Source organism: Pseudomonas sp. Pme6b, assembly GCF_058129925.1.
The window spans coordinates 4,516,347-4,539,299 of record NZ_CM176704.1; the positions used below are offsets into that span (position 1 = coordinate 4,516,347).

25 protein-coding genes are annotated in these 22,953 nt (G+C 58.5%); 9 read left to right on the forward strand and 16 right to left on the reverse strand.

What is annotated here, in order from left to right:
- Positions 1 to 103: 103 nt before the first annotated feature.
- The 6 genes from AC4ANE_RS20480 to AC4ANE_RS20505 form a co-directional block, all read right to left on the reverse strand.
- Entirely contained in the window at positions 104 to 1,288 is a 1,185-nt protein-coding gene (locus tag AC4ANE_RS20480; protein WP_005734000.1) for a GAF domain-containing sensor histidine kinase, read from the reverse strand.
- Positions 1,289 to 1,404: 116 nt separating this feature from the next.
- Positions 1,405 to 2,580 carry a PAS domain-containing sensor histidine kinase gene (locus AC4ANE_RS20485; RefSeq protein WP_002554391.1) on the reverse strand — a complete coding sequence of 392 codons (1,176 nt, stop codon included), beginning with the start codon at positions 2,578 to 2,580 and terminating at the stop codon, positions 1,405 to 1,407.
- Positions 2,570 to 3,391 carry an alpha/beta fold hydrolase gene (locus AC4ANE_RS20490; protein WP_002554392.1) on the reverse strand — a complete coding sequence of 274 codons (822 nt, stop codon included), beginning with the start codon at positions 3,389 to 3,391 and terminating at the stop codon, positions 2,570 to 2,572. Before AC4ANE_RS20490 ends, AC4ANE_RS20485 begins: the two co-directional genes overlap by 11 nt.
- Before the next feature lie 338 nt (positions 3,392 to 3,729).
- Positions 3,730 to 4,167, reverse strand: a complete 438-nt coding sequence (locus AC4ANE_RS20495) for a nucleoside deaminase (protein WP_002554393.1) — start codon at positions 4,165 to 4,167, stop codon at positions 3,730 to 3,732.
- Positions 4,168 to 4,195: 28 nt separating this feature from the next.
- Complete coding sequence (locus AC4ANE_RS20500) at positions 4,196 to 4,696, reverse strand: hypothetical protein (protein ID WP_002554394.1); 501 nt, start codon at positions 4,694 to 4,696, stop codon at positions 4,196 to 4,198.
- A gap of 134 nt (positions 4,697 to 4,830) precedes the next feature.
- Positions 4,831 to 5,844, reverse strand: a complete 1,014-nt coding sequence (locus AC4ANE_RS20505; protein ID WP_002554395.1) for an ABC transporter substrate-binding protein — start codon at positions 5,842 to 5,844, stop codon at positions 4,831 to 4,833.
- A gap of 121 nt (positions 5,845 to 5,965) precedes the next feature.
- On the opposite strand from AC4ANE_RS20505, the gene AC4ANE_RS20510 reads away from it, so the two are divergent.
- Positions 5,966 to 6,376 carry a GNAT family N-acetyltransferase gene (locus AC4ANE_RS20510; RefSeq protein ID WP_002554396.1) on the forward strand — a complete coding sequence of 137 codons (411 nt, stop codon included), beginning with the start codon at positions 5,966 to 5,968 and terminating at the stop codon, positions 6,374 to 6,376.
- A gap of 24 nt (positions 6,377 to 6,400) precedes the next feature.
- On the opposite strand, the gene def is transcribed toward AC4ANE_RS20510, so the two are convergent.
- The 3 genes from def to AC4ANE_RS20525 form a co-directional block, all read right to left on the reverse strand.
- On the reverse strand, positions 6,401 to 6,940 hold the full coding sequence (gene def, locus AC4ANE_RS20515) for a peptide deformylase (protein WP_002554397.1): 540 nt from the start codon (positions 6,938 to 6,940) through the stop codon (positions 6,401 to 6,403).
- Positions 6,941 to 6,986: 46 nt separating this feature from the next.
- Entirely contained in the window at positions 6,987 to 7,955 is a 969-nt protein-coding gene (locus tag AC4ANE_RS20520) for a YihY/virulence factor BrkB family protein (protein WP_002554398.1), read from the reverse strand.
- A gap of 226 nt (positions 7,956 to 8,181) precedes the next feature.
- Positions 8,182 to 8,373 carry a CsbD family protein gene (locus AC4ANE_RS20525; protein WP_002554399.1) on the reverse strand — a complete coding sequence of 64 codons (192 nt, stop codon included), beginning with the start codon at positions 8,371 to 8,373 and terminating at the stop codon, positions 8,182 to 8,184.
- A gap of 245 nt (positions 8,374 to 8,618) precedes the next feature.
- On the opposite strand from AC4ANE_RS20525, the gene AC4ANE_RS20530 reads away from it, so the two are divergent.
- Positions 8,619 to 8,999 (forward strand): hypothetical protein, encoded by a 381-nt coding sequence (locus AC4ANE_RS20530; RefSeq protein ID WP_002554400.1) that lies wholly within the window; start codon positions 8,619 to 8,621, stop codon positions 8,997 to 8,999.
- Positions 9,000 to 9,077: 78 nt separating this feature from the next.
- Here AC4ANE_RS20530 and AC4ANE_RS20535 read toward each other — a convergent pair whose 3' ends face one another.
- Both AC4ANE_RS20535 and AC4ANE_RS20540 read right to left on the reverse strand, forming a co-directional pair.
- Complete coding sequence (locus tag AC4ANE_RS20535) at positions 9,078 to 9,479, reverse strand: DUF2177 family protein (protein ID WP_460408494.1); 402 nt, start codon at positions 9,477 to 9,479, stop codon at positions 9,078 to 9,080.
- A 38-nt stretch (positions 9,480 to 9,517) separates the two neighbouring features.
- Positions 9,518 to 10,354 (reverse strand): CvfB family protein, encoded by an 837-nt coding sequence (locus AC4ANE_RS20540; RefSeq protein WP_002554402.1) that lies wholly within the window; start codon positions 10,352 to 10,354, stop codon positions 9,518 to 9,520.
- A 306-nt stretch (positions 10,355 to 10,660) separates the two neighbouring features.
- On the opposite strand from AC4ANE_RS20540, the gene AC4ANE_RS20545 reads away from it, so the two are divergent.
- The 4 genes from AC4ANE_RS20545 to AC4ANE_RS20560 all read left to right on the forward strand — a co-directional run bounded on the left by AC4ANE_RS20545 (position 10,661) and on the right by AC4ANE_RS20560 (position 13,335).
- The gene (locus AC4ANE_RS20545; protein ID WP_002554403.1) at positions 10,661 to 10,849 is read left to right on the forward strand and encodes a PFL_1563 family small protein; all 189 of its coding nucleotides are present in this window, start codon (positions 10,661 to 10,663) and stop codon (positions 10,847 to 10,849) included.
- A 167-nt stretch (positions 10,850 to 11,016) separates the two neighbouring features.
- Entirely contained in the window at positions 11,017 to 11,529 is a 513-nt protein-coding gene (locus AC4ANE_RS20550) for a hypothetical protein (RefSeq protein WP_004657591.1), read from the forward strand.
- A gap of 144 nt (positions 11,530 to 11,673) precedes the next feature.
- The gene (locus tag AC4ANE_RS20555; RefSeq protein ID WP_005734007.1) at positions 11,674 to 12,402 is read left to right on the forward strand and encodes a TorF family putative porin; all 729 of its coding nucleotides are present in this window, start codon (positions 11,674 to 11,676) and stop codon (positions 12,400 to 12,402) included.
- Between the two features lie 69 nt (positions 12,403 to 12,471).
- Positions 12,472 to 13,335, forward strand: coding sequence for a DUF6279 family lipoprotein (locus AC4ANE_RS20560; protein WP_002554406.1), 864 nt, complete (start codon positions 12,472 to 12,474; stop codon positions 13,333 to 13,335).
- Positions 13,336 to 14,015: 680 nt separating this feature from the next.
- Here AC4ANE_RS20560 and AC4ANE_RS20565 read toward each other — a convergent pair.
- From AC4ANE_RS20565 to AC4ANE_RS20580, 4 genes are all read right to left on the reverse strand, one after another.
- A complete protein-coding gene (locus AC4ANE_RS20565) occupies positions 14,016 to 14,318 on the reverse strand; it encodes a hypothetical protein (protein ID WP_002554407.1) in 303 nt (100 codons plus the stop codon).
- Positions 14,319 to 14,514: 196 nt separating this feature from the next.
- Positions 14,515 to 15,852 (reverse strand): DEAD/DEAH box helicase, encoded by a 1,338-nt coding sequence (locus AC4ANE_RS20570; RefSeq protein WP_002554408.1) that lies wholly within the window; start codon positions 15,850 to 15,852, stop codon positions 14,515 to 14,517.
- Positions 15,853 to 16,020: 168 nt separating this feature from the next.
- The gene (locus tag AC4ANE_RS20575; protein WP_002554409.1) at positions 16,021 to 17,271 is read right to left on the reverse strand and encodes a HAMP domain-containing sensor histidine kinase; all 1,251 of its coding nucleotides are present in this window, start codon (positions 17,269 to 17,271) and stop codon (positions 16,021 to 16,023) included.
- The gene (locus AC4ANE_RS20580; protein ID WP_002554410.1) at positions 17,268 to 17,957 is read right to left on the reverse strand and encodes a response regulator transcription factor; all 690 of its coding nucleotides are present in this window, start codon (positions 17,955 to 17,957) and stop codon (positions 17,268 to 17,270) included. The genes AC4ANE_RS20575 and AC4ANE_RS20580 overlap by 4 nt, the downstream gene beginning before the upstream one ends.
- Positions 17,958 to 18,173: 216 nt before the next feature.
- On the opposite strand from AC4ANE_RS20580, the gene bamA reads away from it, so the two are divergent.
- Together bamA and AC4ANE_RS20590 are read left to right on the forward strand one after the other, a co-directional pair.
- Positions 18,174 to 20,546 (forward strand): outer membrane protein assembly factor BamA, encoded by a 2,373-nt coding sequence (gene bamA / locus AC4ANE_RS20585; protein WP_002554411.1) that lies wholly within the window; start codon positions 18,174 to 18,176, stop codon positions 20,544 to 20,546.
- Positions 20,547 to 20,666: 120 nt separating this feature from the next.
- Entirely contained in the window at positions 20,667 to 21,080 is a 414-nt protein-coding gene (locus AC4ANE_RS20590) for a hypothetical protein (RefSeq protein ID WP_005734013.1), read from the forward strand.
- A 19-nt stretch (positions 21,081 to 21,099) separates the two neighbouring features.
- Here the strand turns inward: AC4ANE_RS20590 and AC4ANE_RS20595 are convergent, their stop codons facing one another.
- Positions 21,100 to 21,999 (reverse strand): LysR family transcriptional regulator, encoded by a 900-nt coding sequence (locus tag AC4ANE_RS20595; RefSeq protein ID WP_002554413.1) that lies wholly within the window; start codon positions 21,997 to 21,999, stop codon positions 21,100 to 21,102.
- 88 nt (positions 22,000 to 22,087) lie between these two features.
- Here AC4ANE_RS20595 and AC4ANE_RS20600 point away from each other — a divergent pair, with 88 nt between their 5' ends.
- Complete coding sequence (locus AC4ANE_RS20600; RefSeq protein WP_002554414.1) at positions 22,088 to 22,888, forward strand: NAD(P)H-dependent oxidoreductase; 801 nt, start codon at positions 22,088 to 22,090, stop codon at positions 22,886 to 22,888.
- The last annotated feature ends 65 nt before the right edge of the window (positions 22,889 to 22,953 follow it).

Sequence of the window (22,953 nt, forward strand, 5' to 3'; positions counted from 1 at the left end):
CAAAGCGCATACCTTCAGCCATGCGCGACGCCACGCAGGCTTGGCCCTGGCGCAGGGCAAGGAGCGCCACGCACAGGTCACACATCGTGGTTTGCGGGCGTATCTACGCCGACTTCAAAGGCATCCTGAACGTGAAGACAGTACCCTGCTCTTGTGTCGAGCACACTTCAAGCGTACCGCCATGCGCCAGGGCTATTTCGCTGGCGATATAGAGCCCCAGGCCTAGCCCGGCTTGCGGCTCGTCAGTGATTGGCCGTGAGTAAGGGAGGAACAACTGCGAACGAACGGACTCGGGTATCGGCTCGCCCTGATTGGTAACGCTGAGTAGAAACAGATCACCGCGCACTCCCGCTGTCACCTCGACCGGGCTTTGGGGATCACCGTGACTGATCGCGTTGGACACCAGATTGGACAGCAATTGTGCGATCCGCTCGTGGTCGCAGCGAATACGCTCCAGCATCTTTATATCCGACTTGATCAGCCGGGACGGGTGAACGCGGCGTATCTCTGACACAACATGCTCAAGCGTTTCATCCAGCCCGTGTGCATCATGCATGCTCAGCGGAATACCATGCCCCATCCGGCCGCGGGCAAAGTCGAGCACGTCGTCGACCAGTTGTGAGGCGCGTTTGCCAGACGTCAGGATGTGTTGCACGACTTGCAGGGCCTTTTCATCCAGTGGCCGACGCAGCAGCAATTCGGCACTGGCATTGATGGCAAACAAAGGGTTGCGCAGGTCGTGCCCCAGAACGGCGATGAACTGCTCGCGCAGCTCTGCCACCTCACGCTCGGCCAGAAGGTCTTCACGCACTTGCTGCAGGTTTTCCTCGGCCTCGATCTGCAGTGCCAGAAGACGCGCAAAAGACGCCATCATCGACTCGATGGGGGTACCCGTCAGCTTGGCGGGTTTGGGGTCCAGCGCACAGATAGTGCCGAAAAAGGTGCCATTGGAGAGGAAGATCGGTACCGATATGTAACTCTGGAAGTTGTATAACCGCGGCGTATGGTGCTCACAAAACAGCGGATCCTCAGCGACATGATCAATCACCACAGCCTTGTGGGAGCTGCGAATCTCGTGGCAGATTGTGCTGCTGAGTTCCAGCTCGCCGCCGGGTTTCAAACCAAAATCCAGCTTGTCCAGAACCGCGCAAGCCATCCAGGTACTTTCGGTGACACGCGCCACGGCGGCAAAGCCCAGGCCGGTTGATTCGGTGATGACTTGCAGGATGGCCGGAACCGCGCTGATCCGGCTTATCTTGGCTACATCATTTGAAATGGATTGCCGCATGGAGAACCTGTATCAGCCTTGAGGTAATGGCGCAGCGTTTAGTTTAGGTCTGTAACGATCATTGTGCACCCGTGAATACGCCACGTTGACCGAAAAAAACCTGGCCGTACGTTCACTCATGCAGGAGGGCGCGGGAAGGCCACTGTGAACGTTGTACCCTCCTCAACCGACGAGCGAACCGTCACCTCACCCAGATGGGCTCGAACAATCTCACGAACAATGAACAGGCCAAGCCCGACTGTGCGGGTTTCGTCACTGTCGCTGACCACCCGTACGACCGGTTCGTACAGGTCGTCCACCTTCTCCATCGGTATGGGTTCGCCGACGTTGTGCACCGACAGCTTGATCAGCCAGGTATCGAAGGACGACGTGATCAAAACCTCGCTGCCGTCCGTGCCATAGTTGATGGCGTTGCTCACCAGATTGCCGAGCATTTGCAGGAGACGATCCGGATCCGCCGAGCACGCACCCTGTCCTTCGCTGCGATGCGTCAGCACCCTGTGCGGGAAAACCTGGCGCAGCTCTTCGACGCCTCGAGCAACAACCGCGTGCAGATCGATAGCCTGAGGGACCACGGCAATACCGCTGCCGACGCGGGCATGAGTAAAATCCAGCAGATCCACAATCATGCGGTCGGCCCGGTCAGTGGAGTGGTGGATGTGCCCGAGGATTCGTTCTTGTCGCGACTCGAGTTGCGTGCGCTCCAGCAGCCCGGCCGCCATCTTGATTGCCGCCAGCGGGTTACGCAGGTCGTGGCTGACGATGCCAATCATCTGCTCGGCAAAAATGGCCCGTATTTCCGCCTCGGCGTGAGCCAGACGCAGGCGATTGCGTGCCGAGGTAAGTTCTGTCTGAACAGTCATCTGTTGCTGCAACAGCTCTTCGGCGATCTTGCGCGCAGCAAGCAGTTCACGTTCGTACTTGTTGCGCTCCTCGGCCATGAACACCGCCACTTCATGTAAAACCCCGGTCGGATGCTCGCGGCGTACGGCATTGAGCATCATGGGAATGGCGCGGCCACCGGCATGGATCAATTCAACCTTGACCTCGGCAATCGACCCCTGGGTCTGTAACAGCGGCGCCCAGTGGGTTTGCAGGAAGACTTTGCCTGCCAGACTCAGCAGGTCTTGAAAGCGGCGACCCAGAACAGTTTCACGTTCAAGGCCCAGCCAACGGCAGAACGTCAGATTGGCACGCTCAATGGTGCCATTGGGCAAGGTAACCAACAGACCGCAGGCCGCATGTTCGTACAGGTCTTCTGTCACTGGCAGACTCACCTGTTCAACCGTCATGTGCAGCGCTCTCGTAAGACGCCAGAAACTGATTCATGGCGGTTATGCATTGCTGCGGCGCGCTCATGTGCGGGTAATGCCCAACATTGTCGATCATGTGCAAGGTGCTATCGGCAATGACACGGTGCAGGTACTCGCCAACCTGCACCGGCACCACCAGATCATCGCTGCTTTGCATGATCAGCGTCTTGCTTTTGAGTTTCGCGACATCGGCACGATGGTCGGAAAGAAAGGTTACGCGGGCAAACTGCCTGGCAATCTCGGCATTGGTACGACAGAAGCTGCTGGCAAGCTCTTCACCCAGTTCAGGCCGGTCAGAGGCGCCCATGAGTGTCGGCGCCATGGTGCTGGACCAGCCCAGGTAATTGCTTTCCAGCGTCTCAAGCAACGAATCGATATCAGCGCGAGTGAAGCCGCCGACGTAATCACCGTCGTTGAGGTAATGGGGCGATGGACCCACCATGATATGGCCGTCGAACCGGCCGGGCGACTGCAGTTCAGCAAGCACCGCAATCATGCAACTGACCGAATGACCGACATGCACAACCGGGCCGTTTCCGGCGAACTCGTCGACCAGTTCCAGCAAGTCGCTTGCATAGCCCTTGAGCGACGCATATTTGTGCGGGTACCAGGCCGACACGTCGGAATCTCCGCTGCCTACCAGGTCGAACAGAATAACCTTGAAGCGTTCGGCGAAGTGCGGAGCCATGAAGCGCCACATGTGCTGATCACAGCCGAATCCATGAGCAAAAATCAGAGTGGCCGGTCCGTCGCCCACGATATTGACGTTATTGCGCTGTTGGACCGACATATCGGGCTCCGAAAATAAACAGGCAACCGGCCTGTTGTGCATACCGTAATGATGATGAGAGGAGATTATCACCGTTAAAGGCACACTAGTGGCACAAACAGCACTTTAAGTCCGGAGCGGAAGAAGATTATTGATCGATGATCAGGGTCGGGGCATTGAGGCCTGAGCGTCGGTTATGCACGCTGCCTCGCCAGGCTGAGGATGTGTGACGCAGAATCTCACCAAAGGCATGCCAACGCAGAGCATTGGCACGGCAGGCAAGTATCGCGATGACTATTGTGGCAATTGCGCTGGTCCGAGCCCGTTCTCGGACTCATGACCTGGAGGTTTCACCCCCCTTACTCGCCGATATCTTCGTTCCACAACTCAGGCTTGCTGGCGATGAAGCCCTGCATCATGTGCTTGCACTCCTGGTTATCAAGCACCTCGATCTGCACGCCACGCGAGCGTAGGAGTTCTTCCTCGCCCATGAACGACTGGTTCTCGCCGACGATCACCTTGCGAATGCCGTAGAGCAGGATCGCCCCGCTGCACATCGCACAAGGAGACAGCGTGGTATAGAGCACCGCGTCACGGTACACGCGGGCCGGTTGGCGACCGGCGTTTTCGAGGGCATCCATTTCGCCGTGCCTGGTTGCACTGCCCTCTTGCACACGGCGGTTATGCCCCCGACCAATGATCTTGCCCTCGTGAACAATGACCGAACCGATGGGGATTCCACCTTCCTTCAGCCCTAGTTGTGCCTCATCGATTGCAGCCTGCATGAATGCGTCCATGGTTTTGCCTCATATCATCGAATGGATGTCAGCGTTGCAGTGCTGCCTGAGCGTTGCCCAGCGCACGACTTACGAATTGTCCCAGCAGCTCCGAGGACCGGGCTTTCATGTCGGCACTGACCTGGGTGTTTCTGGCTCTGAATCTGCTCACCATGGAAGGCGAGTCCTCGCCCTGATTGAGCGAACGCAATTCCTCGGCCGTAAATGAATGGGCATAGGCCGCTGCCAGATTGCGGTCCCATTGCGATTGATACTCAGGTTGCAGGCGCTGCAACTCTTTTTGCACCAGTTCCTGAGCTTCGGTCTTGCCAATTGCTTGCACGATACCGGCAAACGTCGCTGTGCGCGAGGCGACCTGATAACCCAGCCACGCCAGACCTTCGCCCAGATTTCGCTGTTCCACCAACGCCAGCGCCATGTCATCCGCTTCTTCAGCATTGACCGGGTGCAGCGCGTCCAGGCATAGGCAGGCCATGAGTGCCAGACAGGTCTGCCACGCACCTCGCGAGCCCTGGATGTAATCAGCCATGGCTCCTCCTGAGCATGAATTGACTGAGCCCTGAACTTAACAGCTCGGCAGAGCTTTACCACCCGACACGTCGTATACCGGCCATTGATGACGTTATCAGCTATGCCCCTTCCATGATCCTTGCAGCGCAACGGTCAAAGGCTGTGACTGACTTTGGCGGCAACATCGGCCGGCAACCAGGCTTTCCAGACCTCGGGGTGCTGCTTGAGGAACCTGGCGGCGGCCACGCCGGGGTCCTCATGTTTGTCACTCATTTCACCCAATGTCCGGTTGAGCAGATCAATCGGAAAATCGACGTTTTTGAAGACACTCACCAACTCAGGGTATTGCTTGCTGAATTCTGCCGACACACCAATAGACAGCGTCGCCGCCAGCGAAGAGGTGCCACGCGGGTTGGGATTACTGGCGTCGGTCAGGGTTTTCCAGGCTTCTGCATCGAAAGCGGGCTCTTCCAGCTTGATCAGCTTGTACTTGCCCAGCAGGGGTGTGGGTGACCAGTAATAGAACAGCACTGGTTTGCCACGGCGGATGGCCGATGCGACTTCGGCGTCCAGCGCCGCGCCCGAGCCGGTGCGAAAGTTGACGAAGCTGTCTGTCAAGCCATAAGCCTTGAGCTTCTGGGTGTTGACGATCTCCGAAGTCCAACCGCTCGGGCTGTTCAGAAAACGGCCCTTGTCGGGCGATTCAGGGTCTTTGAAAACGTCCTTGTAGCGCGCCAGGTCAGCGACAGACTTCAGATCGGGCGCTACAGGTTTGATACCTTTGGCGGCATCGCCCTTGATCACGTACTCAGGCACCCACCAGCCTTCGGTCGCGCCTTTGACGATGTTGCCCAGGCCGAGCACCTTGCCGTCAGCTTCAGCCTTGACCCACACAGGGCTGCGTCCGGTCCACTCTTCAGCGATCACCTGAATGTCGTTTTTCGCCAGCGCAGTTTCCAGGCTGACGGTGCTGCCGGGCAAGGTATCAGTACGGTAGCCATAGCCTTTCTCGACAAGGGTACGCAGCACCTCGGTGATCAGGCTGCCACTTTCCCAAGTGAGCGCACCGAACTGGATAGGCGCGTTTTTTTCAGCCGCCCCTGCTGTCTGCCCAAGCAGCCCCAGCGCCAGAAGTGAACAGCCCAACAGTCGTGTTATCGATTTCATGCTCACCTCAAATGGCGCGAAAAAAAACGGGTCTGAAACTATCGACAGCAGCCCTTGGCGATTAGTTGTCACGGCTTTAGCCTCTGTATGATGCGCAGCCCACGTACCGAGCCCGTCCGCGATGTCTGAAATCCGCTTTTACCCGTTACCCGATGCGTGCCGCCCGCTGTTGGGCAAGTTTTACCGCGAGCATCAGTCATCGATGCGTGCGGCCAGCAAGGGGCAGGCGTGGGTGGCGAAGCAGGCAGAAATCATCGGTGCCTTGTGCCTGACGCCCGTCGCTGAGGGACATTGGCTGACCGGGCTGTTCGTAGCGCCCCCCATGCGCGGGAAGACAGTGGCGCGAAGCTTGATCGATGCCGCGCTGCAACCGCTGGCCGGGCCGGTGTGGCTGTTCTGCCATCCTGATTTGCTGGGTTTTTACCAGCTTGCCGGGTTTGAAACAGCACAACGTCTGCCACACACCCTCGGCGAGAAATTCATGCGCTACAGCCGCAGCAAACCGCTGATTGCGCTCTGTCGGGAAGCCTGACGGTTTTGCAGAGCCGCCGGAAGATCACTCATCGGCATTGGGGTCCATGTCCGGGAACATTACGTCCATGAAGCCGAACTTGCTGAAATCGGTAATGCGCGACGGGTAGAGACGACCAATCAGGTGGTCGCATTCATGCTGCACGACCCGCGCATGAAATCCATGGGCAACACGCTCGATCCGCTGGCCGTCAGGGTCGAAACCTTCGTAGCGAATGCTCTGGTAACGGTTCACCATACCCCGTAACCCCGGCACCGACAGACACCCTTCCCAACCTTCTTCCAGGCTCGGGTTCAATGGGGTAATCAGCGGGTTGAGCAGGATGGTCTGAGGGACCGCCTCGGCCTGGGGATAGCGCTCACTGCGCTCGAAACCGAAAATGACCAGTTGCAGATCAATGCCGATCTGCGGTGCGGCAAGGCCCACACCGCCCACGCTGTGCATGGTCTCGAACATATCGGCAATCAGCGTGTTGAGTTCGCTGCTGCCGAACATGTCTGCGGGCACCGGAGGGGCGATGCGCAACAGGCGCTCATCGCCCATTTTCAGGATGCTACGGATCATGGCTGCGTGTTCCTTGCCTAAAAAGCAATCTTGCCACAGAACGCGATCAGGTTTCGTCAGCCTTCTGCAGTGGCACCGAGTGATCGCGGCCCAGGCCGGAAACGTGCTGTTTGCCTGTTTCGCTGCTTTCCTCGCCCAGCCCGTCACCGGCTTCCTTCTCGCCTGCGTCCTTGCCTTCGGCGGACATATGTTCGATCACCGCATTCATTTCAGCCCCCAACAACAGCACGGCAGCCGAAATGTAGAAGTACAGCAGCAGGACAATGATCGCGCCGATACTGCCGTACATGGCGTTGTAATCGGCAAAGGTCTTGACGTAAAAACCAAACGCCAGTGAAGCAACGATCCATACCACCACCGCCAGCACCGAGCCTGGGGTAATAAAGCGAAACTCCTGTTTGACGTCAGGCATCACGTAATAGATCAGCGCCACCGCAACCATCAGCAGAATGATGATCGCCGGCCAGCGCAGGATGGTCCACAGCGTCACGATGAAGTCTTCCATGCCGATCTGGGCTGCAATCCAGTTCATCACTTGCGGCCCCAGCACCATGAAAGCTGCGGCCGCGAGCAACATGCCGGCAATGCCTACGGTATACAGGATCGACAGCGGGAGGCGCTTCCAGATAGGCCGCCCTTCGACCACGTCGTAGGCAGCGTTCATGGCACTCATCATCAGGCGCACACCTGCTGAAGCAGTCCACAGCGCGATCACGATACCGATGGACAGCAGGCCACCCTTGGACTGTTGCAACTGGTCGATGACCGGGTTGACCTGCTCGAGCGCCTGGGGCGGCAAGAGGAATTCCGATTGCAGCCGCAACCAGGAAAAAAAGTCCGGCAGGTGCAGAAAGCCGATCAATGCGATCAGAAACAGCAGAAACGGAAACAGAGAGAACAGCATCTGATAAGCCAGTGCCGAGGCGTAGGTGGACATCTCGTCGTCGAGGAACTCGTTGACGGTTCTCACCAGCACCTTGCTGACTTTCAATTTACGCAAATGGGGGAAAATCATGGCGCTTCCTCTCGCTCCCTTACTGGAAAACCTCACATCCTGAAAACCGGTACTTCATGCATGCAGTGTCCCGTATGTGGCGCAGAGATGCGAATACCGATGGCACATTGACTGGACAGGTCGTGAAAGGTTTCAGTCCCGCAGAGCAGAAAGCATAACGGCCATCCGCGGATGGCCGTTATCGGTCTTGCCTGATCCCGGAATGAAAGCCCCGGGACCCATCGACTCAAGCCTTGTCCACGCCCTTCTTGATCGCGTCCTTGGCTTTGCCTTTGGCTTGCTGGCCTTCGCCTTTCAGCTCTTGCGCCTTGCCTTCAGCCCGCAGTTTGGTGTTGTCGGTAGCCTTGCCAACAGCCTGCTTGACGTTACCAACGGCTTCGTTGGCCATACCTTTGGCTTTATCGCTGGTGCTGCTCATCGTGAATCTCCTGGGTCTGAAGACCGCGCTGGAATCGGATGTCGTACTCGACAAAATGGTTGACCTGCGGCTGTCGCGAAGAGTTTCAACTATTTTCTGGCCGGCTGATGCCACTCGTCTGCCATTTGCAATGGCGCGTTTTTAGCGCCGCCGACGGCGAGTTTGCATCGAAGTTTGTGCGAGAATGCGCGCCACTGTTGTCCGGCAGGGCCGACACGCTGAACAAACCGATGCACAGGAACGTTATGAAACTCGATAAAAAGCTGGCCATTGCACGCAGAAACCAGGACTTGGGCGGCGCGGTGCTCGGCGTCAATAACACGCACTTCGCCGTGCTGGACCCAAAAAGAAACATCTGGTGGTTCGACCTGCCTGTGCCGCGCCTGCAAGTGGGTCAGTACGAATGGCTGCACTTGCTGCTGCACACACCTGAAACCGACCAGTTGCTGCACCTGAAAGTGACCACGGTGTTCATGCGCGATCACATGGAAGGCCTTGAAGTGCGCAATGCGGACAAACGCAAGCCGACCGTCAGCCTGGAGCTGAGCGCCGACAAGGATTCATTCCTCAAGGACATGCGCCCCAAGGGCAGCAACCTGGGTTTTGCCGCCTTCTTGCAAAAATAGCTCCACCAGCAGTCGTCACGTTCCCGCACGGCTCGGGATGAAAGTTGCCAATCGGCAACCTCATCCCGGCCTGCCGCTTCACGTAAACCGACGCACCGCCAGATACCCCGCCGTCCCGGCCAATGCCGACACCACCGTACCCCACGCAAGGTCTATCAGCGCCAGTTGCGCAGGCCAGCCCTGCAAGGTGGCCCAGTTGGTCAGGTCATAAGTACCGTAGGCAACCAGCCCCAGCAGCCCGCTGAACAAGGTCGCACGGCTCAGTCGCTGCTCTCTGAACGCGGGCATTACGCCGAAAACCACGACGCCTGCCCCGTAGAGCAGATAGAACGCTATTGCAGGCCCAGCCACGGGCGTGGCAAGCATCAGCGGTCCGAGCCATTCACGGTAGGTCGGCCCCATGAGGACGCCCAGCCACAACCCGTCGAGGATCAGAAACGCCAGTAACGTGCCGAGGTAAGCCGTGAGTATTCTTTTCATGGGACGTCCTTGATGAAATTCCGGGCCCGGGCGATATATCAGACCAGGTCGATACGGTCAGCGTGAATCACGATCTGCCCCTGTTTGTACAACGCACCGATAGCTTTCTTGAAGTTACCTTTGCTGACCCCAAACAGGCCGCTGATGACCTGCGGATCGCTTTTGTCGCTGACTGGCAATGTACCGTTGTTCTCACGCAGCTTTGAGAGAATTTTCGAATTCAGGCTGCTCGCTGCTTCTGCGCCCACCGGCTGCAGGCTCAGGCTGATATTGCCGTCGGCACGGATTTCCTTGATGTAGCCCTTTTCCTGCTTGCCGGCGCGCATGAACTTGAACACTTCGTTCTTGTGAATCAAGCCCCAATGCTTGTTGTTGATAATTGCCTTGAAACCCATATCGGTCGCTTCGGCGACCAGCAGGTCAACCTCCTGGCCGACGCTGTAACTGGCCGGGGTTTTGTCCAGGTAGCGATCCAGGCGCGCGGTGGCGGTGATGCGCCGCGTGTGCTTATCGAGGTAAACATGAACCACGCAGTATTCACCGGCCTGCAAGGTACGCTTCTCTTCGGAGTACGGCAGCAACAGGTCCTTGGGCAGGCCCCAGTCGAGGAACACGCCGATGCTGTTGACTTCAACCACCTTGAGGCTGGCAAACTCACCGACCTGCACTTTGGGTTTTTCAGTGGTGGCGATCAGCTTGTCTTCGCTGTCCAGATAGATGAACACATTGAGCCAGTCTTCATCTTCAGTAGGAATATCCTTGGGGATGTACCGATTGGGCAGAAGGATTTCACCATCCTGCGCACCGTCCAGATACAGACCGAAGTTCGTGTGCTTGACGATTTGCAAGCTGTTGTAGCGCCCGATTAAAGCCATTTCCAGATACCCTCATTGCGTGGGCGGCATTCTACCCGACTTTACCGCCGGGTTCGCGCCGCGTGGCAGAAGGTGCCGACATAGCCTCCACTCGTCAGCTTCCCCGATCGAAACGGATTGACGCGCTCGGGCAGCACAAAGGCTACCAGTCATAAACTTGTCTTTTAAAACAGAGTGTTAGATTTAAATCGCGCAGAGCCCAGGCAGCTCCGCCAAACGGCCGACCTCGGGCGAATGCCATATTTGCCAAGCAATAATCAAGCGTTTCCTGTACTCTGGCTGGCCGTATTACGTTTATGAAGGTAAATGGCAGCCATGCGTATCAAAGCATCCCACTCGAAAGCCAAACCCGCCCCAGCCGTTGAAACGAGCGATTCGATCAACGCGCAGATTGCAGCTTTCCTGAAGTCCGGCGGTGAAATCCAGCAAATTGCCAAAGGCGTGAGTGGCCAGACCTTCGCACCTTCCAAGCAGATCAATCTCGGTAAAAAGTAAAACCGCGCCCTGCCTGTCGATCTCTATGCGCCTTGACGCTCAAGGCGCTAGATTGACGATCCTTCGCTGGATATTCTTCCGGTCACGCTGCTACTCTCTCCTCTGATATCACTATGACCACGAGCTGGTTCACGCTCTGGACGTTATCTCCTTTGTGGAATGCTCGAATGAAGAACTGGATGCTTTTCGGCGCACTTGTCTACCTTGGCGGCTGCGCATCGCACCACTGCGAAAACGGTCCCAATGACAGCCAGCTCACCGACAGCCCATGCCGGGCGGGGCATCTGCTTTATCAGAACGACATGCTCCAGGCCAAGTTGCTGATCAGCGAAGACGACCGCGAAAACTACGAGCTGGCCGAAGCCATGCTGCGCCGTGCCGCACTCGACGACGCATCGGGCGAAGCCGAGTTCTACCAGGCCGTACTGTTGATCCGCCAGCAGGCCGATCAAAAACAGATTATCGAACTGCTGCAGACTGCGGCAAAGCACAAGCATCCACTGGCCATCGCCCTGCTCTCGCAACAGCTGAGCGTCAGCGACCCGAAGCTTGCTGAACGTTACCAGGCCGAGTACTCCCAACTGGACGTTGCCAAGAGCGGCTACCCGTCATTTCAACAGGCGCTGGTAGTGATTCGCGGCCTGGTCATCCCCTCGGCGCGCACCACTGCGGCTAACTGACACACAACGGATCGACGAACGGTGCGCCCTCGGCCAATTTCAACGGTATCCTTGCGAGGCTCTAGCTCGCGGCTTGTGTCGGCTCCTGAGCCATTTTCGATACGCCATCCCTGACCACACTCCTCGCAGATCAAGGAGTGAGCCATGCTCAGCCATCGCTTACATGTGCTGTCTTTCAGCGCCATGCTTGTCTGTCAGTCCGTCTCTGCCCAGGTTCTGGAGCGGGATTTGGGCGACTTCGACCTGAAACTGGCAACTACGCCCACGCGCAGCATGGCGCAAGGCCTTGTGACGCCCAGCGGCGGCTCGGGCTCTTTTCATGGCGGACTGGACCTGACCCACGAGAGCGGCTTCTACTTCGGCCAATGGGCACCAAACATGGGTTTTGCTTCCGATTCAGGGATGGAACTTGACTCCTACATGGGCTTCAAGAAACCCTTCGATAATACCTTGGGCTATGAACTGGGGATGATTCGTTACAGCTACCCCGATACCAGCCAGATCGACAGTCACGAGTTCTACGCCGGACTGCGCATGCGAAACAGCCGCATCGGCGCAGCATTCAGTAACGATGTTGGCACACGCGACAGCACGGTATTTGTCGACCTGGGGGCTATCGAGCAACTGGGGGTGGGCGTGCGCATGCAATACGCCAATCATCAGTTTGATACCCCGCAGTCTTCCGCCGACGGCGGGTTGATCAACGGTTTCAACGACTGGTCGCTGAACCTGTCACGCCCCTGGCTGGGCATTGACATGAACCTCATCTACAGCGGCTCAAGCCTGAGCGGCGGCGATTGCAGTGTCTACAGCGGCCACAACGCGCGCTGTGAAGGGACGTTTACGCTCAAAGCGGTGCGCTCGTTCTTTTAAAGGCTCAAACCGGTTGAACTGCCAGACGCTACACTCCTCTACTGCACGTCAGTACGCCAAGGAGTTGTCATGCAGTCTTTATTCAAAGCCCTCATCACCCTGTTGATGACCGTTGCGCTGCTTGCAGGATGCAATCAGGTTGGACTGGCGTATCGCAATCTCGACGTCATCATCCCGTGGACGCTCAGCGACTACCTGGACATGAATTCGGAACAGAAAAGCTGGCTGGATGTGCGCCTCAAGCAACACTTGAGCTGGCATTGCAGTACCCAGTTACCGGAGTATCTGACCTGGCTGGACAAGCTTGAGGATATGGTCAAAACCGACCAGGTGACGTACGAGGGGCTGGAGGCCCGCACTCGCGAAGCCAAAGAGGCGATAGCGAAAATCTCGAAGGAAATTACCCCGTCTGCTGTGGAATTGCTCTCGCGCTTTGATGACAAGCAAGTGCAAGAGATGCAGGAGTCGTTTGCCAAGGATCAGCGTAAACGTGAAAACAAATACCTTGAGCAACCACTGGAACGCCAGGTTGCCGAGCGCGCCGACCGCATGCAAAAACGCCTGACGCCATGGATAGGCAAGCTGAATCAGGCGCAGAAAGACCGGATTCAGGCTTGGTCCGCCTCGCTTGGCGAGCAAAACAAGGCGTGGATTGAAAACCGTACTCGCTGGCAGAACCTGTTTCTGGCTACGGTGCAACAACGTCAGGCAAGCGATTTTCCGCAGCGCATCGCCGCACTGTTGCAAGACCGTGAGACCTTCTGGACGCCCGAGTACCGCAAGGCCTATGACCAGACCGAGAAGGCAGCGATATCGTTGATTGTCGACGTTACCGCCATGAGCACACCGGAACAGCGTGCAAAACTGCTGAGCCGCATTGCCGACATGCGCAAGGACTTCACTGACCTGGATTGCCTCAAGTCACAGCAGTGATCCGATAGCACTCCCACCATCGCGCCCTCCCGCTGTCGTGCCACCTGCGCCCAGACATGCGCGTGCGGTGCGGAGCAAAATCGTGACGCGGAGCGTCACCCAAGGCATTCCCACGCGGGAGCGTGAGGAACGATCGGCAGCTAACGCGCCCATGCTCTACGCCCAGACATGCGTGTGCGGTGCGGAGCAAAATCGTGACGCGGAGCGTCACCCAAGGCATTCCCACGCGGGAGCGTGAGGAACGATCGGCAGCTAACGCGCCCATGCTCTACGCCCAGACATGCGTGTGCGGTGCGGAGCAAAATCGTGACGCGGAGCGTCACCCAAGGCATTCCCACGCGGGAGCGTGAGGAACGATCGGCAGCTAACGCGCCCATGCTCTACGCCCAGACATGCGTGTGTGGTGCGGCGCAAAATAGTGACGCGGAGCGTCACCCAAGGCATTCTCACGCGGGAGCGTGAGGAACGATCGGCAGCTAACGCGCCCATGCTCTACGCCCAGACATGCGTGTGCAGTGCGGCGCAGAATTGTGACGCAGAGCTTCACCCTCGGCACTCCCAAGCGGGAGCGTGCGGAACGATAGCCATCTCACCACAACTATCGTGCGCCGCTCCGCGTCGCATGCCGCTCTGGACGCTCTGCGTCCGGTCTTGAACCGGCACGCAGAGCATCTCGGGTATCAGGCAATCTGTGGCTTTTTAGCGATGGTGTCGAAGAGTGCGGGGTCAAGCGGGTCGCCTGCCTGCTCATTCAGTACCTGACGAGGGTGATCATTTCCCGGAATGCTGCTGTCGATCAAAGAAAGCAGGCTTGCGCCGCGCTTTGTCAGCATGTAGCTCGAGCCATCACCGCCCTCCTCGCCAGGACGAGGTTCGATGTAACCGCGATTAAGCAGTGTCTCAAACTCAGTGGCTGTCGATTTGGTGCCGTCGTTCTGCACTTCGTGCAACAAACGCTCGATAAGGTCCCAGTTGTAAGTCATTTTTCTAAACCTCCGTCCAGCATGGATTGATCGCCCATGACATCCAGCCACAGGCATACGACTCAGAAAATGTGACCTGCGGGGTTTGTCGCGGTTCAGAGAAGCTGCTGGAAGGTATAACGGGGGGTTGTTCTGCACAGGTGACAGACAGAGGAGAAGCTGATCGCTCCCGCCTGCGCGGGAGCGATCATGGCAATCACTCGGCAGCCGGGGCCGGGGTGCTGCGTTTTTTCAGCGGCGCCATGCCGTCCTGGCTGACCAGATCGGACTTGGGACGGTTGACCGTCTTGCGCTTGGTCGGCCCCTTGGCCGCTGTCTTTTTCTTGTCGCCCTTGGCGTCAGTCTTTTTCTTCTTCACGCCTACAGCCTTGCCCGATGCCTTGACCTTCTTCGGCCCGCCGTAGGTGCCTTTGACTTCCTTGATGACACGACGCTCAAAGCTCTGCTTGAGGTAGCGCTCGACGCTCGACATCAGGTTCCAGTCGCCATGACAGATCAGCGAGATCGCCAGACCGTCGCTACCCGCACGGCCGGTACGACCGACGCGGTGGACGTAATCGTCACCGCTGCGCGGCATGTCGAAGTTGATCACCATGTCCAGACCTTCAACATCAAGACCGCGAGCCGCCACATCGGTCGCGACCATGATCTTGGCACCGCCCTGCTTCAGACGGTCGATGGCCGCCTTGCGGTCCTTCTGGTCCTTGTCGCCGTGCAGCACGAACGCCTTGTATTCCAGTGCAACCAGACGGCCGTACAAACGGTCGGCCATCGCCTTGGTGTTGGTGAAAATAATGGCTTTCTGGTAGGTCTCGTTGGCCAGCAGCCAGTTCAGCACCTGCTCTTTATGCACGTTGTGATCGGCGGTGATGATCTGGTGGCGTGTGCCGGAAGCCAGCTCACTGACGCTGTTCACTTGCAGATGCTGCGGATCCTTGAGCACCTTGCCGATCATTTCACGCAGGCCGGCACCACCGGTGGTTGCGGAGAACAGCATGGTCTGCTCGCGACCGGCACATTCGCCTGCCAGACGCTCGACGTCTTCAGAGAAGCCCATGTCCAGCATGCGGTCGGCTTCGTCCAGTACCAGTACTTCAACGTGCTTGAGGTCCAGATTGCCTGCGTTCAACTGCTCCAGCAGACGACCCGGCGTGCCGATCAGAATGTCCGGCACCTTGCGCAGCATCGCGGCCTGAACCTTGAAGTCCTCGCCACCGGTGATCAGGCCGGCCTTGACGAAGGTGAACTGCGAGAAGCGCTCGACTTCCTTGAGCGTCTGCTGAGCCAGCTCACGGGTCGGCAGCAGGATCACCGCACGGATGTCGACACGAACCTTGGCCGGGCCGATCAGACGGTTGAGGATCGGCAGCACAAATGCGGCGGTCTTGCCGCTACCGGTTTGCGCAGTCACCCGCAGGTCGCGCCCTTGCAGTGCGAGCGGAATGGCGGCCGCCTGCACGGGCGTAGGCTCGACAAATTTAAGCTCGGCCACAGCTTTAAGCAGGCGTTCGTGCAGGGCGAATTCGGAAAACACGGGTGCTACCTCGACGAAAAACAAAAATACAGCTGCATAGCGTAACGGTTTCGAGCGCCGGGGCCGAGTTTCTTTACCACCAAAGGTCGATTTTGTTTATGAATTGCCCGGTGAAGCACCGCCGCAAGCAGCACAATCGAACCGCTGAAGGTGATCAACCAGCACGCCTCAGCACACCGGCAGCACAATATCCACAACCAAGCCACCGCCCGGCCGATTGCGCGCAGCAATCTGGCCACCGTGCATTTCAACGGCACGCAGCGCGATGGCCAGGCCCAGACCGAAGCCTTGCGCAGTATTGTCCGGGCCACGCTCGAAGGGCTGAAAAATACGTTGCAGGCAATCGTCGTCCACGCCCGGCCCCTGATCAATGACATTGACCGTCAAGCACGGCGGCTGCGCCTGAACATTGGCAACCACCACCACATCAGTGCCCACCGCCGTATGACGAACCGCGTTGCGAATCACGTTTTCGAATGCCCGGTAAAGCAATTCGCTGTCGACCTGTGCCACAAAAGGTTCGGGGGCCTGCAGCCTGACCCGACACTGTTTCAGGCCAGCCTCGAACGCGGCATCCTCGACGATGGCGGCCAGCAGGCTGATGACATGGACCGTCTCTCGCTCCAGGCTTTCGGCATCGCTCTGCATGCGCGCCAGGGTCAGCAGCTCCTCGATGAGTGCGTCCATCCGTTCCGACTCGCGCTCGATCCGCTCGAGCATGTCCAGTTGCGTCGGCGCCTGGCGCAAAAGGCCAATGGCGGCGCTCATGCGGGTCAGCGGTGAACGCAGCTCATGGGAAATGTCATGCAGCAGTTGCTGCTGAGAGTCGGCCATGACCTTGAGCTGATTGGCCATACGGTCGCAGTCCTCGGCCAGATCGACGATTTCATCGCGCCGGCGGCCCATGTCGGGTTTCACCCTGGTGTCGAAACGACCTCTGGCGACCTTGCCCATCGCCTCACGCAACTTAATCAGCGGTGCCACCAGATAGGCGCTGAGGAACCAGCTGAACAGCGCACTCATGAAGGTGCCGGTGATCAGTGGGTTAAGGTGGGAAGGCCGATCTTCGTGGTTGGGCCGTTGGGTGGCCCTGATGTTTACGACTGTGCCTTCCCTTGTGTGCACGGCCATTTCGAAACGCGGATTATCTACCGGCTTGCCCGCAAGCAACCGGCCCTTTTCATCGTACAGCCCGACCCGGTCCTGCCCGTCAGGCTGCCAGGCATCGAGCAACGCCTGCCCTGCGGGAATGCCCGACTGTTGAAGCATGCGTACTTCGTTGTCGAACACGGTGCTGAACGAGGGGTCGCCCGGTCCTGACCGGGACAGCATGAACAAGCCCGCACCGACCATGAAGGTCAGGCTGGTCGCCAGCCAGAACGCCAGAAACAGCTTCCAGAATAACCTGCTCGGCCTCATGGCGTAATCAACAGGTAGCCCAGATTGCGTACGCTCTGTATCCAGCTCTGGTTATCGTTGCGCGGCCCGAGTTTGTGGCGAATGCTGCTGATGTGCACATCGATGCTGCGGTCATAGCGGGCCAGCGGCCGCCCCAGTGCGTTCATCGACAGATTCTGCTTGCTGACCAGTTGCCCGGCATGACGCGCCAGCTCCTCCAGCAGGCAGAATTCGTTGCCGGTCAGCTCCAGCGTGACGCCCTGCCAGCGTGCTTCACGTTTGCCCGGCCAGAGCGTCAAGTCACCGGCCTGAATCACCTCCCTGACCGTCTCGACCACCGGCACCGCCCTCACCCGGCGCATGATCGCCCGCAGACGCGCTACCAGTTCGCCCGGTGAACTGGGCTTGGGCACGTAATCGTCAGCGCCCAGCTCCAGCCCGGAAATACGGTCGATATTGTCGCCACGGGCCGTCAGCAGAATCACCGGCACCTGGCTTTGCGCGCGGATGCGCCGAAGCACTTCGATTCCGGACATGCGTGGCATCATTATGTCGAGCACAACAATGTCGTGACGACCGGACAGCGCCTCGATTTCCCCTTCTTCCGCACTGTTGGTGCAGGTCACAGTGAAGCTTTCACGGGTCAGGTACTGGCTGAGCATTTCGGTCAGTTCCCGATCATCGTCGACAAGCAATACGCGAGTCATGGCAGGCCCTTGATTGGTGGTTGCCGATTATCCCGGCACCGCTGCAGCGTGTCAGCCAGGCCTGATGATCTTTACCTAACCTTACACCCCGTTAACCGTCCCCAACATGCCCTCCCCCTATGCTGCGCAGCCAACAGCGCCTGCCGGACCGGCCCTTTCTGGCGTGTCATCGGCAGCGCTCAAATGCCTTTGTCGCCGCTTTCTGGAAAGGGTTTGATGATTTCTTCGCGTCTGTTTCTATCGTTCTGCCTGTTATTCAGCGTCCCGCTGGCACACGCCGACACTTTTTCCATCTCGGACATCCGCGTCAACGGCCTGCAACGCGTGTCTGCCGGCAGCGTATTCGCTGCGCTGCCGCTCAATGTCGGCGATCAGGCCGATGAACAGCGTCTGGCCGACGCGTCGCGCTCACTGTTCAAGACCGGTTTCTTTCAAGACATCAACGTTGCCCGCGACGGCAACGTGCTGGTGATCAATGTCGTCGAACGCCCGTCCATCGCGAGCATCGAGATTATCGGCAACAAGGCAATCAGCACGGAAGACCTGATGAAGGGGCTGAAGCAGTCGGGGCTCAGTGAAGGTGAAATCTTCCAGCGCGCCACTCTGGAAGGTGTGCGCAATGAACTGCAACGTCAGTACGTTGCTCAAGGCCGCTACAGTGCCTCGGTCGATACCGAAGCGTTACCTGCACCGCGTAACCGCATCGCGCTGAAAATCACCATCGATGAAGGCACCGTGGCGTCCATCCAGCACATCAATGTGGTCGGCAACACGGTGTTTTCAGATGAGGAGCTGGCCGACCAGTTTCAGCTCAAGACCAGTAACTGGCTGTCGTTTTTCAAGAACGATGACAAGTACGCCCGCGAAAAACTCTCCGGTGACCTGGAACGCTTGCGTTCGTGGTACCTGGACCGCGGCTACATCAACATGGATATCAACTCGACGCAGGTATCGCTGACGCCTGACAAGAAAGGCGTGTTCATTACCGTCAATATCACCGAAGGCGAACGGTACACCGTGGGCAGCGTCAAGCTGGGCGGTGACCTGAAAGTGCCGCAGGCTCAGCTTGAACAACTGATTCTGGTCAAACCGGGCCAGGTGTTTTCACGCAAGGTCATGACCGATACCACCAATCTGATCACCCGCCGCCTGGGCAACGATGGCTATACCTTCGCCAACGTCAACGGTGTGCCGAAAGCCAACGATGCCGACCATACCGTAGACATCAGCTTTATGGTCGACCCCGGCAAGCGGGCCTACGCAAACCGCATCAACTTTCGCGGCAACACCAAGACTGCCGATGAAGTGCTGCGCCGCGAGATGCGCCAGATGGAAGGAGGCTGGGCGTCGACCTACCTGATCGACCAGTCGAAGGTGCGTCTGGAGCGTCTGGGTTTCTTCAAGGAAGTAAACGTCGAAACGCCTGCTGTCCCCGGTACCGACGACCAAGTGGACATCAACTACGCCGTGGAAGAACAGGCCTCGGGCAATATCACCGCCAGCGTAGGCTTTGCCCAAAGCGCCGGGCTGATACTCGGGGGCTCGATCTCGCAGAACAACATCCTCGGCACCGGTAACTTCGCCAGCCTCGGCATGACGCGCTCCGAGTACCAGACCAAGTACAACTTTGCATTCACCAACCCATACTTCACGCCTGACGGGGTGAGCCTGGGCTACAACGTTTTCTACAACGCCACTGATTACAGCAAGTATTACGACGATGATGACGAGGTGTCCTACTACTCGCTCAACAGCGTCGGTGCGGGGGTCAACCTCGGCTATCCGATCAGCGAAACCTCGCGCCTGACCTACGGTTTGTCGATCCAGCACGACACCCTCGACCCCGGCAGCTACAGCGCCGACGAGATCTATGACTTCATCGAGCGTGAGGGCTCGTCATTCACCAACCTCAAGGCTAGCATCGGCTGGTCGGAATCGACCCTCAACAAAGGCGTGCTGGCCACTCGCGGTCATTCACAAAGCCTGACCCTGACCAGCACCGTGCCGGGCAGTGACCTGCAGTTCTACAAACTCGACTACAACGGCCAGACCTTCCTGCCGCTCAGCGACACCACCTCGCTGCGCCTGCACACCAAACTGGGCTACGGCAACGGTTACGGCGAAACCGACGGCCTGCCGTTCTACGAAAACTATACGGCGGGCGGCCAGGCCACTGTGCGCGGCTTCAAGGACGGTACGCTGGGACCACGCAATACCCCGGCCACCGGCACCTACGCCAGTCAGGGGCAAATCTACTACTCGGACCGCGACACAGAAGCGCTGGGCGGCAACATCCTGATCACCGGTGGCATGGAATACCTGTTCCCGATGCCTTTCGTCAAAGACCAGAAATCCCTGCGCACCTCGCTGTTCTGGGACTTCGGCACGGTCTACGCCGACAAGTGCTACCTGAGCACCACGCAGAACTGCGGCAACATCAATATCGACCAGATGGCCAGTTCGGTCGGCGTCGGCGTGACCTGGTACTCGCCGCTCGGCCCGTTGAGCTTCGATCTCGCCGTGCCGATCAAAAAGCCCGAAGACGCCGAGACCCAGGTGTTCCAGTTCTCGCTGGGCCAGACCTTTTGAAACACTGACCTTTAAGCATGAATCAGGAGGTCTTTACCCAGCATTACCTGGCCCGGACCGCACTTAACATCCAGCCATTGAATACTGCCTGGTACTACGAATCAGTTCAGGAGCTGTTACATGAGCCGCGAAGTCAGGCAGATCACCCCCGATGTGCAGGAAATCATCCAGCACGCCCTGCGCTCACTGCTGGGCAAAGGCTTCGTCATCGCGCTGTTCGGCAGCGAGGATGCAACCGGGGCCATGCACTACCACCTGCGTATCGACCACGACGCCACGGGGCTTGGCATCGAGCATCACGACAACGTCGAAGACGGTTTCATCGACGATATCTTCATGCTCGCCACCCGCATGAAAGCCATGCTCAAACAACGTGAAACCCTGTCTCGCATGCACGGCGGCAGCCAGGCGACGGGGCAGGTCCGGCTGCTGACCTGGATCACCGAGGACAACAGCCAGACAGTGCTGCAAACCGCCGAGGCTGCGGGGCGCGAGTGTTTGAGTGCGTTACGCGAACGCAGGCTGCGGGCTTGAATCATGAGCGCCGCACGGCTCAATCAATGGCCAAAGCCATCAGTTCTCGCAGCCACATATGAGCCGGATCACGGTGCAAACGCTCAGGCCACAGCATGAGCATTTCAAACCCGGAAATCGAAAGCGGCGGTTCCTGAACCACAAGCGTCGGCTGGGCGCGCACCAGCCGTTCGGGTACTACAGCAACCAGGTCGCTGCAGACCAGTGCAGATACCAGCGAGCCGAAATGCGGCGCCGACAACACGACCCGTCTGCTTAACCCCTGCGCCGCCAGGGCCTGATCGGTGCTTCCAGCGAACCCGCCGCCGTTGAGAGACATGACCGCATGCTCCAGCTCACAGAAACGTGTCAGCGATACGGGCTGCACAAAATCCGGATGATCATGCCGGGCAGCAAGCACATAACGTTCATGGATCAACGACCGCTGACGCAGCTTGGGCGGCGCCTCATCGCGGGTGTGCAACGCCAGATCCAGTCGACCGCTTTCGAGATCCGCGGCAAGGCTGACCGGGTGCTTGTTCAACAGGGCCAGGCGCGTGCCCGGTGCACTGCTGCGCAACCTGCCGAGCGACGGCCATATCAACGCGATGGTCGCGTAGTCGCTGGCGGCCACGCGCCAGGTGTGATCGGCCTTTGCCGGATCGAAATCCCGGCCGGGCAGCAAAGCGGACTCCAGCGCTGCAAGCGCCTGCCTGAGCGGTTCGCGCAGTTGTTCAGCCCGCGCAGTCGGGGTCATGCCCCGCGGTCCCGGCAACAGCAATGGATCATCCAGTACCTGCCTCAGCCTGCCCAATTGCAGGCTGACCGTCGGCTGAGTCAGGTTCAGCCGATGCGCCGCGCGGGTCACGTTCTGCTCCGAGAGCAATGCATCCAGCGTGATCAGCAAATTGAGGTCGATACGCCGCAAGGTATTGTTCATGCAAATACCCAGTGTTTGGGAGATTGATTTCCAGCATACCCGATCGAGTCTGTAGCGTTGCCTCATGACAGACAAACCGGAGCCCCTCATGAACGTACTTATTGTCTACGCCCACCCCGAACCGCGCTCGCTGAATGGGTCGTTGAAAGACTTCGCAGTCGATCATCTGCAGAGCAAAGGCCATCAGGTGCAGGTGTCCGACCTTTACCAGATGGGCTGGAAGGCGACAATCGACGCCAACGATGCACCTGGCCTTGAGAGCAGCAGCCGCTTTGACCCTGCCCTTGAGTCGCAACGCGTATTTGCCGCCGGTATTCAACCGCCGGACATCGAGGCCGAACAGGCCAGATTGCTCTGGGCAGACGCCGTCATATTTCAGTTTCCGCTTTGGTGGTTTTCGATGCCGGCGATCATGAAAGGCTGGATAGAGCGGGTGTACGCCTGTGGCTTCGCCTACGGCGTGGGCGAGCACAGCGACCATCACTGGGGTGATCGATACGGTGAGGGAACGCTGGCAGGCAAGCGCGCCATGCTGACGGTGACCATGGGCGGCTGGGAGTCCCACTACAGCGAGCGTGGCGTAAACGGAGCGCTGAACGACGTGCTCTTTCCTATCCAGCACGGCATCCTGTTCTATCCAGGCTTCGAGGTGCTCGCGCCCTTCCCCGTGTACCGGGCAGGCAAAGTGGACAGCGCAACATTTGCCCGCATTTGCGCCGATTACGGCAACCGCCTGGATACCCTGTTCACCCTTGAGCCCTTGCCGTTTCGCAGGCAGAACGACGGTGACTACGAGATCCCGGCGCTGACATTGCGTCCTCATCTTGCAGCGGGTCGGCAGGGGCTGGACATTCACCTTCGCGATGAGGATGAGCCTGCGGATCTTTAGGCAGATTTGAAACCACCAGTGACCGATAACAAAAAAGCCCTGCTTGTGCAGGGCCTTTTCATGCG